The organism is uncultured Schumannella sp. (assembly GCF_905479755.1).
Lineage (GTDB): Bacteria > Actinomycetota > Actinomycetes > Actinomycetales > Microbacteriaceae > DCRR01.
Map to the genome: position 1 here is coordinate 22,364 of NZ_CAJQNT010000020.1, position 16,213 is coordinate 38,576.

The 16,213-nt window shown below is 65.2% G+C and carries 14 protein-coding genes, 3 pseudogenes and 1 other annotated feature; of the genes and pseudogenes, 6 read left to right on the forward strand and 11 right to left on the reverse strand.

Annotated features, from left to right (window positions below; translation table 11 throughout):
- Nucleotides 1–106: 106 nt before the first annotated feature.
- Nucleotides 107–1,120: a DNA-processing protein DprA gene (gene dprA, locus QZ258_RS05770; protein ID WP_294179737.1), complete on the reverse strand. Its 1,014-nt coding sequence runs from the start codon at nucleotides 1,118–1,120 to the stop codon at nucleotides 107–109.
- Between the two features lie 468 nt (nucleotides 1,121–1,588).
- Here dprA and QZ258_RS12410 point away from each other — a divergent pair, with 468 nt between their 5' ends.
- Nucleotides 1,589–1,924: a M23 family metallopeptidase gene (locus QZ258_RS12410; protein ID WP_363182138.1), complete on the forward strand. Its 336-nt coding sequence runs from the start codon at nucleotides 1,589–1,591 to the stop codon at nucleotides 1,922–1,924.
- Here the strand turns inward: QZ258_RS12410 and QZ258_RS05780 are convergent.
- Together QZ258_RS05780 and QZ258_RS05785 are read right to left on the reverse strand one after the other, a co-directional pair.
- A complete protein-coding gene (locus QZ258_RS05780; protein WP_294179738.1) occupies nucleotides 1,902–2,135 on the reverse strand; it encodes a hypothetical protein in 234 nt (77 codons plus the stop codon). The genes QZ258_RS12410 and QZ258_RS05780 overlap by 23 nt on opposite strands.
- Entirely contained in the window at nucleotides 2,135–3,055 is a 921-nt protein-coding gene (locus QZ258_RS05785) for an NAD(P)-dependent oxidoreductase (RefSeq protein ID WP_294179739.1), read from the reverse strand. The genes QZ258_RS05780 and QZ258_RS05785 overlap by 1 nt, the downstream gene beginning before the upstream one ends.
- 56 nt (nucleotides 3,056–3,111) lie before the next feature.
- Here QZ258_RS05785 and QZ258_RS05790 point away from each other — a divergent pair, with 56 nt between their 5' ends.
- Nucleotides 3,112–3,489 (forward strand): MerR family transcriptional regulator, encoded by a 378-nt coding sequence (locus tag QZ258_RS05790; RefSeq protein ID WP_294179740.1) that lies wholly within the window; start codon nucleotides 3,112–3,114, stop codon nucleotides 3,487–3,489.
- A 326-nt stretch (nucleotides 3,490–3,815) separates the two neighbouring features.
- Nucleotides 3,816–5,066 (forward strand): IS256 family transposase, encoded by a 1,251-nt coding sequence (locus QZ258_RS05795; protein WP_294179741.1) that lies wholly within the window; start codon nucleotides 3,816–3,818, stop codon nucleotides 5,064–5,066.
- A gap of 170 nt (nucleotides 5,067–5,236) precedes the next feature.
- On the opposite strand, the gene QZ258_RS05800 is transcribed toward QZ258_RS05795, so the two are convergent.
- The 4 genes from QZ258_RS05800 to QZ258_RS05815 all read right to left on the reverse strand — a co-directional run bounded on the left by QZ258_RS05800 (nucleotide 5,237) and on the right by QZ258_RS05815 (nucleotide 9,184).
- Complete coding sequence (locus tag QZ258_RS05800; RefSeq protein ID WP_294179742.1) at nucleotides 5,237–6,184, reverse strand: hypothetical protein; 948 nt, start codon at nucleotides 6,182–6,184, stop codon at nucleotides 5,237–5,239.
- The gene (locus QZ258_RS05805; protein ID WP_294179743.1) at nucleotides 6,181–6,702 is read right to left on the reverse strand and encodes a hypothetical protein; all 522 of its coding nucleotides are present in this window, start codon (nucleotides 6,700–6,702) and stop codon (nucleotides 6,181–6,183) included. The genes QZ258_RS05800 and QZ258_RS05805 overlap by 4 nt, the downstream gene beginning before the upstream one ends.
- Before the next feature lie 152 nt (nucleotides 6,703–6,854).
- Nucleotides 6,855–8,107 (reverse strand): IS3 family transposase gene (locus QZ258_RS05810; protein ID WP_294179744.1). Its coding sequence is split into 2 segments (ribosomal slippage): nucleotides 6,855–7,825 and nucleotides 7,825–8,107, totalling 1,254 coding nucleotides; the frame shifts between segments, so codons are not numbered across the junction.
- A gap of 387 nt (nucleotides 8,108–8,494) precedes the next feature.
- The gene (locus QZ258_RS05815) at nucleotides 8,495–9,184 is read right to left on the reverse strand and encodes a site-specific integrase (RefSeq protein WP_294179745.1); all 690 of its coding nucleotides are present in this window, start codon (nucleotides 9,182–9,184) and stop codon (nucleotides 8,495–8,497) included.
- 174 nt (nucleotides 9,185–9,358) lie between these two features.
- Between QZ258_RS05815 and istA the strand changes: the two are divergent.
- Together istA and istB are read left to right on the forward strand one after the other, a co-directional pair.
- Nucleotides 9,359–11,028, forward strand: a pseudogene (gene istA / locus QZ258_RS05820) (IS21 family transposase).
- Nucleotides 11,025–11,837 carry an IS21-like element helper ATPase IstB gene (istB, locus tag QZ258_RS05825; RefSeq protein WP_294179746.1) on the forward strand — a complete coding sequence of 271 codons (813 nt, stop codon included), beginning with the start codon at nucleotides 11,025–11,027 and terminating at the stop codon, nucleotides 11,835–11,837. The pseudogene istA and the gene istB overlap by 4 nt, the downstream one beginning before the upstream one ends.
- Nucleotides 11,838–12,301: 464 nt before the next feature.
- On the opposite strand, the gene QZ258_RS05830 is transcribed toward istB, so the two are convergent.
- Nucleotides 12,302–12,886, reverse strand: coding sequence for a hypothetical protein (locus tag QZ258_RS05830; protein WP_294179747.1), 585 nt, complete (start codon nucleotides 12,884–12,886; stop codon nucleotides 12,302–12,304).
- Nucleotides 12,887–13,112: 226 nt separating this feature from the next.
- Here QZ258_RS05830 and QZ258_RS05835 point away from each other — a divergent pair.
- Nucleotides 13,113–14,413 (forward strand): IS3 family transposase gene (locus QZ258_RS05835; RefSeq protein WP_294179748.1). Its coding sequence is split into 2 segments (ribosomal slippage): nucleotides 13,113–13,401 and nucleotides 13,401–14,413, totalling 1,302 coding nucleotides; the frame shifts between segments, so codons are not numbered across the junction.
- Nucleotides 13,391–13,543, forward strand: a sequence feature (AL1L pseudoknot). (Overlaps the previous gene by 153 nt.)
- 516 nt (nucleotides 14,414–14,929) lie before the next feature.
- On the opposite strand, the pseudogene QZ258_RS05840 reads toward QZ258_RS05835, so the two are convergent.
- The 3 genes and pseudogenes from QZ258_RS05840 to QZ258_RS05850 form a co-directional block, all read right to left on the reverse strand.
- Nucleotides 14,930–15,152 (reverse strand): annotated as a pseudogene (locus QZ258_RS05840) (hypothetical protein); the annotation flags it as partial.
- 23 nt (nucleotides 15,153–15,175) lie between these two features.
- Nucleotides 15,176–15,955 (reverse strand): hypothetical protein, encoded by a 780-nt coding sequence (locus QZ258_RS05845; RefSeq protein WP_294179749.1) that lies wholly within the window; start codon nucleotides 15,953–15,955, stop codon nucleotides 15,176–15,178.
- Between the two features lie 29 nt (nucleotides 15,956–15,984).
- Nucleotides 15,985–16,213, reverse strand: a pseudogene (locus tag QZ258_RS05850) (esterase); the annotation flags it as partial.

The following is a 16,213-nucleotide window of genomic DNA, read 5'->3' on the forward strand; positions in this document are numbered from 1 at the left end:
GGACATGGGTGAGTGATCCTGACACGAGATGCCTCCTGGCTGTCATCAGCGACCCCAACGGTCGCCTCCAACGCAGGTGCACCACCGCCCCCCCCCGCTCGACTGGTCAGCGACTCAGCCCACGTCCTGGCACCCGTGATGACGACGTGGATGCGTCGATTGGGTCATGCTCGAGGCCCACCGTTCGCTGGGCTGTGCGGTGTGTGCTCCCACGTCTCTCATCGAGGAGTGTTCGCACGTCGTCGTATCCGGTGATGACGGAGCCGAGCCCATCCCGCAGCAACCGGTGGCACCCGGCCGAGGCAGCACTCGTGATCGGTCCCGGGACCGCTCCGACAGGACGATGCAACTCGACGGCGCGGGCCGCCGTGTGCAAGGACCCGGACCGGTACCCGGCTTCCGCGACGACGACCGCGCCGGAGAGCGCGGCAAGGATTCTGCCGCGTTGCAGGAACCGCCACTTCGTCGGTGCCGCCCCCGGTGGCATCTCACTCAACAGCACCCCCTTCTCCCCGACACGGGTGAGGAGCTCGGTGTGTCCTGCTGGGTAGAGCCGGTCCAACCCGCCGGCCATCACCGCGATCGTGGAGCCACCCGCAGCCAGGGCCGCCCGATGCGCGGCACCATCGATTCCGTAGGCGCCACCAGAGACCACCTGGCGCCCATCCTCGACAGCCGAGTGCGAAAGGTCCATGGTGACGTGTTCGCCATACCCGGTCGACGCCCGTGCGCCCGTGATTGCGAGCCGATCACGGACAGGCGAGGTCAGTAGGTTCGTGTCGCCTTTTGCCCAGAACGCGAGCGGGGCACCATCCCCGAGCGCGTCGACACCCGACGGCCATTCACGATCACCGGGGATCAGCACACTTAGACCGTGCCGCTCCGTCTCTGCCAGCACTCGCCTGACTTGGCCCTCGTCGATGCGCGGTGCGAGACGCCGCTGCCAGGTATCTCCATCCGGCCCGACCGGCACGTCGTCACTGAGGGCATGGGCGACGGTTTCGGTCGCACCCGCGGTGCGTACCATCCGCGCGGTGACGGCATCCGCTGGCTCTGAGGCCATCGCGAGGATCACCCTCGCCGTCCGCTCGTCAGAGGCCAACCCCATGATCGTGTCCATACCCTGCTCCTGCTCTCGTCCTGAAAGGCAGGTAGGCAGGGTCAAGCCGCAACGATCGTCTTATCGACGGTTGATCGCGAGAAGGTCCGGTCGAACCGACGCCACACGCTTACGGTGTCCACGCTTGCATTTCTGTACGACTGTGGAGGCGTGAATCTCTCTGCTCCGGTCCTGTTGCGGTATCCGATGGAAGGACGGCTCCGCGCCAGGAATAGTCCCGCTCGTCGGGTTCCGAGCCACGGCACTCATCTGATGGGCACGACCTATGCGATGGACCTCATACCTGTCGATGACCGCGGGAGGTCCGCACCTTGGAGCTGGCGAGCGGCCATCGCCACCGAGCCCCCGGAAGTGTTCGTCGGGTTCGGAGCGACCGTGCTGGCGCCAGCCATGGGGACGATCGTCCTTGTCCACGATGGAGAAGAGGACCACGATGCCCGACGGTCACAGAACACTCTGCTGCTGTACATGCTGGGGCAAGCCGAGCGAGTGCGGCGCGGACCTCACGCGATCGCGGGCAATCACGTCGTGATCGCAATGGGGCAGGGTGGCGGTGGCCCGTTTGTGCTTGTCGCCCATCTCCGAAGGGGTTCGCTGGATGTGACGGTCGGCGACCGAGTCGCAGTTGGACAACCGCTCGGGCAGTGCGGGAACTCGGGAAACAGCACTCAACCACACGTTCACGTTCAAGCCACCGACAGCACGGATTGGAATCGAGCACGCGGGCTGCCGATAGCATTCATGACGGCCGCGGGCGTTGAGCTGCCCTCCGAATCTCAGATCATCGTCGCGACAGCTCCGTAAGGGGGTCCACTCGGGGCGGCTCGGGTTCCGAGACGATTCCAGCGATGCGTTGCCGATCCAAATCGCCTTCGGTGTTGCGACCGATGCCACCGACGAGAGTGACGCGCTCCGGCAGGGAAACGAGCTTGTCGCGCTGCTCGGGCGTTGAGGGGTCGAGCAGCAGTTCGGTTTCCGGCTTGATCTGAAGCTTGTCAGCGGGCGTTCGCGTCATCAGGGTGCCCGCCGCGACGCGTGGTTGGCCGCGAGGGTTTCGGAGAGAGCTATGGGCGCGCTGGAGCCTTGCCCGTCGTCGACGGCCTTGGCGACGATCGTTGCAATTGCGTCCAGCACCGTCGTGGACACGCGAGCGTCCTGGAACGCCGCGCGGAGGTGGGAGATGCTTGCCTGGAGGGAGTCAACGGATGCTGTCTCGGCGCCGGCGAACCTGCGCTCCGCGGCATCACGGGCGAGTGTCGGGAGAAGATCGACAGTGAGCTGACTCATCGCGATCGCGTGAGGCGTGAACGTCTCACTCTCGATGCCTTCGGTTTGGACGAGAGCCAGGGCTTGGGCGACGCCGGCGAATGATGTCCAGAATAGTGAAAGCAGCGCGACGTCGTAGGTAGCAGCTGAGGCGATGTCAGACCCGAGGTAGAAGATCTCGCCAAGGGCCCGCAATCCTGACTCGTTCGACTCCCACACGTCCTGGGGGCCGGCGACCAGCACTCGCGCGGCGTCGGTTCCGATCGTGGCGGCTGGCGTCATGATGGCGCCATCGAGGTAGGTCAGGCCCAGGGAGCCCATCTGTGCAGCCAGCATCCTCGTCCTGGCAGGGCTGTCCGCCGTGAGGTTGAGCACTACGGGGGACGCATCCAGCCGAGCCAGGTCGAAGGTGCCGACGATCTCCGACACTGCGTCGTCGTCGACGACGCACAACACGACGAGGCTGCTGGCGCGAAACGCGTCCGCAGGGGAGGGTGCGAGCGAAGCGCCAGCAGCCACCATGTCGGCGGCTTTCTCTGGCGTCCGATTCCAGACCGTCACAGCCTGCCCGTCGAGGAGGAACGCCCGCGCGAGCGCCCTCCCCATCGGGCCGAGCCCGACGACAGAAACGGTCCGAGGTGATGGTTGATGTTCGTGTTGAGTGGTCATAGGTCTACGCTAAACATTCACGTCGACGTCAATGTCAAGCCGAGGAGCCTACGGAGATGCGAATCAGTGAGCTCAGCAGAGCGTCGGGCGTCAGTGCTCGCGCGTTGCGCTACTACGAGGAGCAAGGACTTCTGCAGCCGCAGCGCCAATCGAACCGCTATCGCTCGTACGCTCCCGAAGACATCGAGCGGGTGCGACGGATTCGATTCATGCTTGCCGCGGGCATCAGCACGGAGCTCGCAAGCGAACTGCTGCCGTGCATGGTGGATGACGGAGACTTCCTCGTGCCTGCATGCGAGGACCTCTTGTCTGAATTCGAACGCGAACACGCGCGCGTCAGTGCGCAGATCGCAGAACTCGAATCCGCCAGGCGAGCACTGGCCGGCATCATCACGGCCACTCGCACCTCACCGCGCGTCGCTTCGCACAGCTGACCGCCAGTGCCACTGGGGTGCGGTCGTCAACCAGAAAGCTGCGGATGCTCAACAGCCTCATGACCAGTAACAGCTAGCCGCCCCACACGTCGGGCAGGCTCGTCGCCCAGCACCTACCTGCGTCCGTCCCGGTTGCACGTCCAAACAAGCTGGGCATCACGAGTCAGAATCGAGGTCGGAGCACGGACGCACGCGTTCGCGATAGAAGGACTAAACGAGCAAAGGAGCGTCTAGGGACGGGACTGTCTGAATAACGGTGTGTGGGGTCCGGCCTGATCCGAAAGGAGACGGCCGTGACTGATGCGACCGAGATATTGACTGACGCGATGATTGATCCCGTGACGGGAGAGATCATCGATCAGAAGGACCTCGCGGAGCGGTTGCTCGCGCAGGCGAAGGAGCAAGGCGTGAACCTGGTCGGGCCCGGTGGGCTGCTGAACCAACTCACGAAGAACGTGCTTGAGACCGCTTTGGAAGCCGAGCTGACGGAGCACCTCGGACACGAGCACGGCGGTACGCCGGTGGCGGCGAATATGCGAAATGGCACGCGAGTGAAGACGGTGCTGACGGAGATCGGCCGGGTGCAGATCGAGGTCCCCAGGGATCGGGATGGGTCGTTCGAGCCGGTGATCGTCCCGAAGCGGAAACGCCGACTGGACGGCATCGATCAGATCGTGCTGTCCCTTTCCGCTCGAGGGTTGACGACCGGTGAGATCGCGGCGCACTTCGACGAGGTCTACGGGGCGAAGGTCTCCAAGGACACCATCTCTCGCATCACCGAGAAGGTGGCCGGGGAGCTGGTGGAGTGGTCTTCGCGGCCGTTGGATGCGATCTACCCGGTGATCTTCGTCGACGCGATCGTGGTCAAGGTCCGGGACGGGCAGGTCCGCAACACCCCGTTCTACGTCGTCATGGGCGTCACCACGGCCGGGGAGCGGGAGATCCTGGGGATCTGGGCCGGGGATGGAGGTGAGGGCGCACGGTTCTGGTTGCAGGTGTTCACCGAGCTGAAGAACCGTGGCGTCGAGGACGTGTTCATCGCCATCTGCGACGGCCTGAAGGGACTTCCCGAGGCGATCAACACGACCTGGGAGCAGACGGTCGTGCAGCAGTGCATCGTGCATCTGATCCGCAACAGCTTCCGTTACGCCGGCCGGCAGCACCGCGACGCGATCGTGAAGTCGCTCAAGCCGGTCTATACGGCCCCGTCCGAGCAGGCCGCGAAAGACCTGTTCGAGGAGTTCGCGGGCGAGTGGGGCGAACGGTATCCGGCGATCATCCAGCTCTGGAAGAGCAGCTGGGCGGAGTTCGTGCCCTTCCTCGAATACGACGTGGAGATCCGCCGGGTGATCTGCACGACGAACGCGATCGAATCGATCAACGCGAGATACCGGCGCGCGGTCCGTGCCCGGGGGCACTTCCCGAACGAGCAAGCCGCGTTGAAGTGTCTCTACCTCGTGACCCGGTCGCTTGACCCCACCGGAGGCGGGAGGGCACGCTGGGTGATGAGGTGGAAGCCCGCGCTCAACGCGTTCGCGATCACCTTCGCCGGACGGTTCGAGAGAACCACCTACTGATGAAAACCGCCGGACCCCACACACCGTTTATCGGACAGACCCGCGAGCAGGTCAGGAGTCGCCGTCAACACACCCGCGAGCGCCTCCGGCGAGAATTCGAACTGGGTTGCATTGCGTAGCGCCTGCAACGTCCGCGCGCGAATTGCGTCTGCCATCGTCGGCTTGCCGCGCTAGGTGCGCACGCGCTGCTTCGAGCCCGCCTCATAGTTGCGGTCGGTGAGGTAACTGTGGAGGTAGTCGTCGGCGAGAAGCCGGGGGATCTGGTGCCGGTGCTGGGGGGAGGCGTCGAACCGCAGCGCCTTCTTGCCGTCGATGGTGGCGATCGGAATGTCGTAGTCCGGGTAGGACTCAACGAAAGCAACGAGCTTCTTGGTCGTGAGGTTCTTTGCGTAGTCCGGGTCGGACTGCAGGAGGCGAGCAACAGAGGCCATCTTCGCGCGCATGCTCGGATCATCCATCACCGCCTGCTCCAGCTCCGCGAACCCGTCGATACGGATTTTGGCCGTCACCGCTGCCAGCGTGTCACGGGCGAGCTGGCGTGCTTTGTCTGGCGCTTGAAGCTTTGTCTGGATAAGGGTGACCGTCGTGAAGTACGCGAACTCTCCCCGCGTGAGCACATCGAATCGGGGCTCGTAGAACAGCACGTCGCCCTCGATCGGCCGGTAGACGCCATCACGCGGGACGAGCGTGATACCCCGGGCCCGTCTCGTCGCGATCCCAGGACCCTTGAGCCGGTAGGCGACGATGCGATTCGCACCCGTGCCGACCGCGTGCGCCATCGCGACGACCGTCCGGCCGCCTGCGTCGTTGGGCACATCTCCGCGCCGAATCGCTGCATCCACGGTTGAGAGCTCCGGAATGTCGCCGAGCTTCTCGACAAGAACCTGGGAACTATTGGTCTGATATGACGGGTCGTAGTCGAGAAACTGCCTACCCGTCAGGGCTTCCGCGAACCGACGGACATCGCCAACGACGTCCGATGCCATCCCATCGACCAGATCGAACCTGGTCAATTCCGAGTCGGCGAGCGCGTCTCCACGGATGACGAAGTTGTCCAACCCAGTCGGCTCCGCGGCCAGTGCGGTAGCGAGCGCTTGGCGCGCCGGTTCCTTGGTCATGGTCGTCCCTTCAACTGGATGGCGACATCGTCACCAAGGTATCGACACTCGACAACTCCGTGCTGCGGAAGGTGCCGGGACCGTGACAGCACCATCGTTACCGCGCCGCCCGCGGCGGTCACCTGATAGAGCCGGAATCCGACGACGGCAAGAGTCGGATTCAAGTGATACAGCCCGGCCCGGACATAGATGACCACGAGAAGCAGAACGAGCGCGATCGTCGCCACCAAGGATGCGATGTCATCACTGAAAAGCGCGACCACGACAGGGACGATGTAGCTGGATGTGAACCCGAGAACGCTCTCGTCCGCCCGTCGCACCTCCACCGACTCCACGGGACGCGTCTGAACCCGGGCGACGCTGCGAAGCACCAGCCACAAGAGCACAAGCGAGAGGAGACAACCAGTAAGTATCGCCCAGCTGACACAGCCCAGCGTCGGTAGCTTCAAGATTGCGATCAGAGCGAGCAACGGCGCGAACGCCGACGCAAGCAGCCCTGCACCCACCATCCCCTTCATGAGTCGACTGTAGAGCTAAGCCCAGACAGTCAAGTGGACAGGTCCCATCCCTAGAATGCCGACCCGCCCGTGCTTAACGTCGCACCAGGGGCTAGCACGCCGTCAGCTAGTACTGAATCCCCCCGGCGTGTCCGGAGAGCGTTTTGCTGGTGTTAGCCCGCTCGTTCGAGGGGTTCGGTGAGAGCGTATTGCAGTTGCTCTAGCTCGATCGGGGTGAAGTCGTCGATCGAGGCGTGGGAGCGTTCGGTGTTGAACCAGTGCACCCAGTCGGCGGTTGCGACTTCGACTTGATCGATGTCGCGCCAGGGGCCTTCGTGGTGGATCAGCTCGGTCTTGTAGAGCCCGATCTGCGACTCGGCCAGAGCGTTGTCGTAAGCGTCGCCCACGGACCCCACCGAGGCGTCGATGCCTTCGTCGACGAGCCGGTCGGTGAACGCGATCGAGGTGTAGACGCTGCCGGCATCGGTGTGATGGGTCAGCCCGAAGAAGTCGTCGGCGCCTTCGCGTCTCCGGGTCCAGAGGGCGATCTCGAGGCAGTCCAGCACGAGCGGTGTCGTCATCGAGGTGGCGGCTCGCCAGCCGAGGATCCGGCGGGAGTGGACATCGAAGACGAATGCGACGTAGACCCATCCGGACCAGGTCCAGACGTAGGTGAAGTCGGCGACCCAGAGCTGGTTCACCCGGAAGCGGGAGAAGTGCCGATCGACGAGGTCAGCCGGCCTGGTCTGGCGCGGATCCGCATCGACGGGCTTCTTGCGGCGTCCGCGGACGACACCACTGATGCCGAGGTCTCGCATGAGCCGTTCGACCGTGCAGCGGGCAATGTCGTGCCCGTCACGTCGCAGGCGGAGCCAGAGCTTGCGAGCTCCGAGCACCCTCCGGTGGCTCTGCCAAGTCGTCAGAATGATCGGCTTCCACCGCTCGTCCGACACCACTCGCGCCGAGGGTCCGCGTCCGCGGGCGTCGTAGTAGCTCGATGGGGCGACCGTGCAGCCATGCTCAGTGAGCACGGTGCAGATCGACTCGACACCCCACCGCAGCCCACCGTCGGTGCGGTCCTTGTGCTCGGTGATGAACGTCACTATCGCCTCGATGGCCGGTCGAGTTCGGCCGCGAAGAAAGCCGAAGCCGCCTTCAGAATCTCGTTCGCCCGCCGCAACTCGGCGTTCTCCCGACTCAAACGCTTGATCTCGGCCTGCGCCTCCGTCGTCACCCCGGAGCGTTGACCGGTGTCGATCTGCACCCGCCGCAACCAGGTGCGGATCGTTTCGGGCGACCCGATCCCGAGCATCCCGGCGACCGCGACGATCGCCGCGTTCTCGCTCGGATAATCGGGCCGCACCTCGGCGACCATACGGACAGCACGCTCACGAAGCTCGCGCGGATATTTGCTGGGACGTCCCATGAGACAGATCCTTCCAAGGAATCAAGTCTCCGGACACGCCGGGGGGATTCGACCAGAATCATGCAAACCATGCATCTCGTGACGTGCTCTGCAGGATCTGCGGCCCGGAGTCATGCGGGTTGGGGGCTAGGTGGGCCGGTTTGGACGCCTGGGGGTCAGGGGGTCGCAGGTTCAAATCCTGTCATCCCGACGGAAAAGCCCTGATGAGAAGCCATTTTCATCGGGGCTTCCTCGTTTCTGCGGGCAGTTTTCGTTGGTCCCCTTCTGGTCCCCTCGCCGCCGTGCCGGAGCAGGTCCGAGATCGCTTCGGCGTCTCGTGGAGGTGCGGCCTGTGGATAAGGGGACCAAAAGGGGACCAGAACACTGCGAGAGTTCGTCCGGCGCACGCTAGAGCGACCGGGGCGGACGTGCCATACCGCCTGTTTTGCCCGAGCGGGAGAGGAAGGCGTTGGCCTGCTCGGCGGCGGATGCGAGGTGGCGGTCGTCGGGGTGCAGGTAACCGCGGGTGGTCTCGACGGAGGCATGGCCGAGGATGTCCTGGAGCACGTGCAGCGGGACGCCGGCGTCGGCCATCCAGGTCGCGCCGGTGTGCCGTAGCCCGTGGCGGGTGAGGTCGGGCAGGCCGAGGTCGCTGACGATCTGGTCCCAGTTCGTCGCGTCCCGCACGGTCGCGGTGGTGAGGGCGCCGCCCTTGGGTCCGACCAGCAGCCGGTCTTCCGGCTCCTTGCCCTCGGTGAGGCGTTCGAGGATCGGTCGCAGCGGGTCGAGGATCGGGACGCGGCGTTCCTTGCGGCCCTTGGTCTGCTTGGTGATGAGCCCGCCTCTGCCGGGGTAGGTCTGTCGGGCGATGACGACGAGGTTCTTGTCGAAGCGGACATCTCCGGCCTGGAGCCCCGAGACCTCCGAGGACCGCGCTGCCAGGAGTGCGGCGAGCATGACGAAGTCCGAGTAGGACTGGTCCACCTTCTCGCACGCCTCCGCGAGCCGCGTCAGCGTGCCGATGACCGCGATCGCGTGCGCCCGCGGCGATGCCTGCTCGGCGGGCTGGGCGCGGAACGCGTTGCGGTCAGCCCGCATCGGTCAGCCGGGCGGTGATCCCCGCGTGTCTGTGACAACTTAATTGGAGACCAGGGTGACGGTTTGATTCGGGCCCACCTGATCGACTGTCGGTGTGTTGTGACGGTCTGATCCGGACCCACCTGGACGGTTGACCCGTGCCCTCTCCGAGGGCGGGGAGGCCGGTGGTCGGGGATGAGGAACAGGGTGAGTTTGTTCGCGGACATTCGCCGTGACGCGCGACTGGAGGAACTCGGCATCCGAGCTCTCGCGCGCAAGTACGACGTCGGCCGTGGCACGGTGCGGCAAGCGTTGGCATCCGCGTCACCGCCGGAACGGAAGACGCCGGTGCGGACGGCGCCGAAGCTGGATCCGTTCAAACCCGCGATCGACGCGATGCTGCGGGTCGATCTGGACGCACCGCGGAAGCAGCGGCATACCGCCACCCGAATCCATCACCGCCTCCTAGACGAACACGACGCCGACGTTTCCTACGGGTCGGTGCGGGACTACGTCCGTGCCCGGCGCGTGCAGGTCGAGATCGAAGCCGGCAGGCGGACGGTGGAGGCGTTCGTACCGCAGCTGCACGCCCCGGGCGCGGAGGCAGAGGTCGATTTCGGTGAGGTCTGGGTGATCCTGGCCGGGTGAAAACGAAGTGTCACATGTTCACGTTCCGACTCTCTCACTCCGGGAGGGCGGTGCACCGGGTGTATTCGACGCAGTCGCAGGAAGCCTTCCTCGAGGGTCATATCGCCGCGTTCGAAGAGTTGGGCGGGGTGCCGCGGTTGCAGATCAAGTACGACAACCTCACCGCCGCCGTCAAACGCGTCTTGATCGGCGAAGGACGCGGGCGGGTAGAGAACGACCGGTGGGTGCTGTTCCGCTCCCACTACGGCTTTGACCCGTTCTACTGCATCCCCGGCATCGACGGCGCCCACGAGAAGGGCGGCGTCGAGGGCGATGTCGGCAGGTTCCGCCGCACCTGGCTCTCACCCATGCCCGTCACCGACTCCCTGGACGAGCTCAACGAGCGCCTCCGAGGCTGGGACGCGAGGGACGAGCAACGCCGGATCACCGGGAAGACCACCACCGTGGCGCACGACTTCGCAGCCGACCAGACCACGCTCGCGTCGTTGCCCGCGGACCGGTTTGACCCGGGCCTGGTGTTGCATCCGCGGGTGGACCGCTCCAGCATGATCACCGTCCGCATGGCCCGATATTCCGTCCCCGCCCGACTGATCGGACGACAAGTCCGCGTCTCCCTCCGCGCGTCCGAACTGGTCGTTTTCGACGGACGGGTCCCCGCGGCCCGTCATGAGCGAGTCGTCGCCCGAGGTGGCGAGACAATACAACTGGATCACTACCTCGAGGTCCTCGACCACAAGCCAGGCGCGCTGAAGGGTTCCGCGGCGCTGGCCGCAGCACGCGACGCAGGCGTGTTCACCGCCGCGCATGAGGCGTTCTGGGCTGAATCAAGGAAGGTGAACGGCGATAGCGCCGGCACGCGGGAACTGATCGGCGTGCTCCTGCTGCACCGCACGATGAACACCCACGCGGTTGCCGCAGGGATCCGTGCCGCGCTGACCGTGGGGGCGGTCACCGCGGATGTTGTCGCGGTCGAAGCCCGACTTGCCGCCGCCACGGCAGGGCCGGGTGGGTCCGAATCAGACCGTCATCCCGTTGCAAACGAGGTCACCGCCGTGCGACGGGTTGTCAGTCTCACCCAGCGCCGCCTCCGCGACCCGGACGCGGTGATCGCGGGGTTGCCTCCGGACCGGCGTGCGCTGCCGGACCTGTCCGGGTACGACGACTTGCTGCACCGTCGCAAGCCTCCTGCCTTGCAGCCTGAAAGGACCAACGCATGACCCCCACCGTGACCAGCATCACAACCACCCTGCGTCGACAGCGCGGGATGACACCGGAAGCGGCGATCGCCGCGGTTGACCAAGCATGCCGCCGGCTGCGCCTGCCGACCGTACGGGCCGTCATGGAGGAAGCGACGATTGCGGCCGAGCGTGAGCAGCTCACATATCAAGGGTTTCTCGCCGAACTGCTCCTCGCGGAGTGTGATGACCGGGACCGGCGCTCCACGATCCGCCGCGTCAACGGGGCAGGGTTCCCCCGCCAGAAATGGCTCGGCGACTTCGACTACGACCACAACCCGAACGTGAATCCCGCCACGATCCACGCCCTCGCCTCCGGCGACTGGATCCGCCGCGGCGACCCGCTCTGCCTGATCGGCGACTCCGGCACCGGCAAGTCCCACCTCCTCATCGGGCTCGGCACCGCCGCAGCTGAGAATGGGTTTCGGGTCAAGTTCACGCTCGCCACGAAGCTCGTCAACGAGCTCGTCGAAGCCGCCGACGAGAAACAACTCGCCCGCACCATCGCCCGCTACGGCCGCGTCGACCTACTCATGATCGACGAACTCGGATACATGGAACTCGACCGGCGCGGCGCCGAACTCCTCTTCCAAGTCCTCACCGAACGCGAAGAGAAAGCCTCCGTCGCGATCGCCTCCAACGAATCATTCTCCGGCTGGACGAAGACCTTCACCGACCCGCGCCTCTGCGCCGCGATCGTCGACCGGCTCACCTTCCACGGCACCATCATCGAAACCGGCACCACCAGCTACCGCCTCGGGCACACCCGACAAAACGCTGTGGTGGATTGACCAATGATGCTCCGCCTGGGCGAGTGAGGTGATCGGGACGCATACGCCTGCGCGCGGGCGTCAGTCAGGCACGACAAGCGCCACACTTTCGCCATTCGCTGACATCAACGTGATTCGGAGAGGTAGCCATCCGCTGGAAGTCCATGCAGTCGTCCACTCACTTCCCATGCCGCCGGTCAGCTTCACAACCCCGTGTGGGGGTTGAGTGCCGTTTTCCGTCAACAGGTGCACCTCAGCCATGAATTTCTCGGCACCTGTCACCGGCGGCGAAAGATCCCTGATGGAGACCGACGCTGCCGCGGCCTCATACGCGGCCACAGATTCCGCGTACTCACGGTCGTACTCTGCAGTTCGAACGTCACGCTGAGCGACGAGCTCTACTCGGAAGCCGCCGCCCTCACGTGTCACCGTCGCACGAGCGACAATCCCATCCGGAAGCGTTAGCCATGCGTCAGACACGGCCCTCAGTACGCAGACGCGGAGTTGTAAATGCTCTCGACAACGGATCCGTTGCGCGAGTAGGTGCCATAGCTCTGAATGACTGTGTTCAGCGGCATCGTTCCGCTGACGAGAGGCAGATTGCCATAGGTGGTTGACGGGCCGATGTAATTCGACGGCCCGTACGACCATGCCGAGCTGCCTGGCTGCTTGCGATAGATCACGTTGAGGTTCTTGTCGCCAGACGCCGGCAGCCCAACGGCCGTGATCTTGATCGTCCACGACAGATAGGAACCGCACGAGCAAGTCTTCTTGGTCGCGTTGGTCGCGTTCGTGACGTAGTTGCCGTAGGTCGAGCCGAATGGTTGAACAGTGTTCTGCGAGTCGCAGAAACTTTGAACTGTGCGCCGCCCGATTTCGATCTCGGCGGCTGTCAACTGCCGCCCCGAGGGATGAATGAGATTCAGCGACTCGCTGTTGCACACAGGGAGCGAATCTCCACCGCTCTTGCCCTCACCCGCGTAAGCGGGGCTGGCCATCAGAACTCCTGCTGCAATAACGGTTGCCGCGAGCGTGGCCGCAACGCGGTGCATGGCTTGCAATCTCTTCATGGTTTCCCCCCGATGGGACTGATCGTTGTTGCTGACACAGCGACAATGACAGACCACCCAACCACGTGTATGTAGGCAGAAAGGGGGGACACGAGGAAACCTTACGAAATCCTCCCCGGCACGCAACAAGTGGTCTCAGATCACCCCGTCATGGTGGGTTCGAATGGGCTTGACTGAAGCGCCCCTGGTGTGATGGAGGCTCTCAAACCTGTGAAGGATGAGAGTCATGGCAGCACCACGGAAGTACAGCGAGGAACTGAAGGAGCGGGCGACCAGGCTTGCGTTGGACGCGCGTCGCGACCCGGCGAGCAAGGTCGGGGCGATCAAGCGGATCGCGGATCAGCTCGGCATCCACCCTGAGGCGTTGCGCACTTGGGTGCGGCAGGCTGAGGTCGATGGCGGGATCGCGCCGGGCGTCACGACAGCGGACGCGCAGCGGATCGTGGACCTCGAGCGGGAGAACCGCGAGTTGCGCCGGGCGAACGAGATCCTCAAGACCGCGTCCGCGTTTTTCGCGGCGGCGGAGCTCGACCGCAAGCTGAAGTAACCCAGGTGCCGACCGCGGTGCTCGTCGAGTACATCGACGGGCACCGCGACAGGTTCGGGGTCGAGCCGATCTGCCAGGTCCTCCGCGAGAGCGGACTGCAGATCGCCCCGAGCACCTACTACGCCGCGAAGGCCCGTCCGCCGTCGGCGAGGGCAGTGAGGGATGCGGAGCTGACCGTGGACATCAAGACCGCCCATAAGGCGAATCTCGGCGTCTACGGGGCGCGGAAGATCCATGCGGAGCTGGTTCGTCAGGGTGTCCCGGTCGCTCGCTGCACCGTCGAGCGGCTGATGCGGCAGGAAGGCATCCGCGGCATCCGCCGTGACAAGACCCGCCGTACCACCGTCAGCGACGGCGCAGAGACCGAGCGCCCTGAGGATCTCGTCGAGCGACGGTTCGAGGCGACCGCGCCGAACCAGCTCTGGGTTGCGGACCTGACCTACATCCGCACCCACGCCGGCTGGGTCTACGCGGCGTTCGTGATCGACGTGTTCAGACGCAGGGTCGTGGGCTGGCAGACCTCGACGAACATGCGCACCGACCTCGCTCTCGACGCCCTCGACATGGGCCTCTGGCAGCGCCAGCGCACCGGCCAAGACGTCACCGGCCTCATCCATCACTCGGATCGCGGAGTCCAGTATCGAGCGATTCGCTACACCGAACGTCTCGCCGAAGCCGACGCCGTCGCCTCGGTCGGATCCAAGGGGGACAGCTACGATAACGCCCTCGCCGAGGCGTTCAACTCGCTCTTCAAAGCCGAGTGCATCCGCAACCCCGCGATGCGCCCGACAGGCGGCTGGGCATCGATCCGCGATGTCGAGATCGCCGTCGCGGAATACGTCGACTGGTTCAACCACCGGCGCCTCCACGGCGAGATCGGGATGATCCCACCCGCCGAAGCCGAAGCCGAGTACTGGGCATCCCAGCCAGCGGTCGAATACGCTCAAGAGAACGCCCCCGCCGGGGTCGGAACCAGATAACCGAGCCTCCACAAAACCCGGGGCGCTTCACGATGGAGTTCTTGATCGTCGAGGCGGAGTGCTCTGTCCCCCAGGTGTCGATGGTGCGGTCGATCATTCCGGCGGTGATCTTCGCGACTCGGATGTGCCCGAGCGCTGGCAGGACGCGAAGCCGGAGACCGGTGTCGTACAGCTCGGCGGTTGAGGTGGGGTCGAGGCCGCGCTGCCACCTCTCGCCGATCGAGGCCACGTAGTCGGCCAGCGTCGCGGTGGTGTCGTTCCCGGTTTCGGTTGCGGCGCGCATCTGCTCGAAGAACTCCTCGACCTCCTCCGCAGTTCTTACATGGCTGACACGGCCGACGCGCTTATGACTTGAGGGGTCGGTCCAGCGCACACGGGCCCGGTATCCGTCGACGCGGCGCTCGACATCGGTGGTGAGTTTCACACCGACCGGCGGCATACGGCGGTTGCGTGGATCAGCCATGAGCCTGCTCGTTCGCGTTGACCCAGGCGCGCACCGATGACGGGATGCCGTCGTCAATCCTGGGTTGGATGTTCATCGTCGAGACTCGCGTAGAACTCATCCTCTGCCGCCTGCCGCCTGCCGCCTGGCGACGTCGGAGGTCACGAACGCTTCGAAGTCTGCCGAGCGGTCTGTGAGCACGACATCATCGATCACCGGTCCGGAGTCCTCGCCGGGCCAGGTCGTCTGCCGAGTGGGGCGATCACGATCCAGGCGGGTCCCAGAAGCGACCCAATCAGACAGTCCCTGCTGCTGATGGGTCACGCTTGCATACCGAATTCGAGGCGCAGCATCCATTCGATCGACTCGTTCGGTGCGATGTGGAGTTCGTCGTGGAGGACGGAGTCCGGGCGGATGGAGGTCGTCGGCTCGATGGCCACGACGGGTTCGCGGGCGAAGCGTGAGTTGTCCCACCATAGGCCCAGCCAGACCGGCCACGGTGCGTACCATGACAGGCGCGCCCACGAGCTGTCCGGCCGACGCAGGGTGGCAGTGCCTTCCGGTTGGGGAGCGGTCGAATACAGCTTGAGACAGGCTTCGCCGTCGAGGGTGGCCAGGAGATCGCCATCCGTCCAACGGTGCGCTACGCCTTTCTCGGTGCGTAACTCACACACCCCGTCGAGCTCGAGAATCGTCCCCGGCGGGGACGCGAATTGCGGATGAGCGGCCCAGTACCACGCGGTGGGGGAGGGCTCAGTCGACGTGAGGGAGTACCGGAGGAGGACACATCCCGATGCATCGATCTCGGTGCGACGGGTGAGCGTGAGTCGGCTCGAGCTCAGCCGCACGCACGCGGTGAGCGAGGTCGGGGTCAACGCAGTGACATCCCACGTCCGGTTCCACACCTCGCCGTGATCCGGCAGCGCCGTGCCGCCCGACGTGACCGTCGCGGCGAGCGACGGCATCACCTCGTCCCAGCCGCCCATCCCCTCCCGCAGGAACGCGAGGTCTGCCGGATCGGACTCGTCGACCAGCGTCCATTCGTGGCCGACGGCGATGATCGAGCGGATGCGTGCGCCAGCCTCCGGTGCGACGATCACGCGCGTCCCGCCGTTCTCCAGCCGAGTCGTCACTCCGCGACCGCCCGCAGAGCGGTGAGCAGTGGCATCCATCGTCGATCCGGGCTCTCACCGAATCGGAGTTCGGTCGACACGTAGCCGACGGACAGACCGCTGCGGCGGTCGGCGAAGGCCAGCCGTCCGCCCATGCCGGCGTGACCGAACGAGTGCGGTCCGAGCATCGGATTCTCGCGATAGGCGAGATCGAGTCCCAACCCGTAGCGCATGCGCTCGGTCTGT

Excerpts from the sequence above, each read along its gene's own strand:
- dprA (WP_294179737.1), bottom strand. The coding sequence starts at position 1,120 with ATGGACACGATCATGGGGTTGGCCTCTGACGAGCGGACGGCGAGGGTG.
- QZ258_RS12410 (WP_363182138.1), top strand. The coding sequence starts at position 1,589 with ATGCTGGGGCAAGCCGAGCGAGTGCGGCGCGGACCTCACGCGATCGCG.
- QZ258_RS05780 (WP_294179738.1), bottom strand. The coding sequence starts at position 2,135 with ATGACGCGAACGCCCGCTGACAAGCTTCAGATCAAGCCGGAAACCGAA.
- QZ258_RS05830 (WP_294179747.1), bottom strand. The coding sequence starts at position 12,886 with ATGAAGAGATTGCAAGCCATGCACCGCGTTGCGGCCACGCTCGCGGCA.
- QZ258_RS05800 (WP_294179742.1), bottom strand. The coding sequence starts at position 6,184 with ATGACCAAGGAACCGGCGCGCCAAGCGCTCGCTACCGCACTGGCCGCG.
- QZ258_RS05815 (WP_294179745.1), bottom strand. The coding sequence starts at position 9,184 with ATGCGGGCTGACCGCAACGCGTTCCGCGCCCAGCCCGCCGAGCAGGCA.
- QZ258_RS05795 (WP_294179741.1), top strand. The coding sequence starts at position 3,816 with ATGATTGATCCCGTGACGGGAGAGATCATCGATCAGAAGGACCTCGCG.
- QZ258_RS05805 (WP_294179743.1), bottom strand. The coding sequence starts at position 6,702 with ATGAAGGGGATGGTGGGTGCAGGGCTGCTTGCGTCGGCGTTCGCGCCG.
- istB (WP_294179746.1), top strand. The coding sequence starts at position 11,025 with ATGACCCCCACCGTGACCAGCATCACAACCACCCTGCGTCGACAGCGC.
- QZ258_RS05785 (WP_294179739.1), bottom strand. The coding sequence starts at position 3,055 with ATGACCACTCAACACGAACATCAACCATCACCTCGGACCGTTTCTGTC.
- QZ258_RS05790 (WP_294179740.1), top strand. The coding sequence starts at position 3,112 with ATGCGAATCAGTGAGCTCAGCAGAGCGTCGGGCGTCAGTGCTCGCGCG.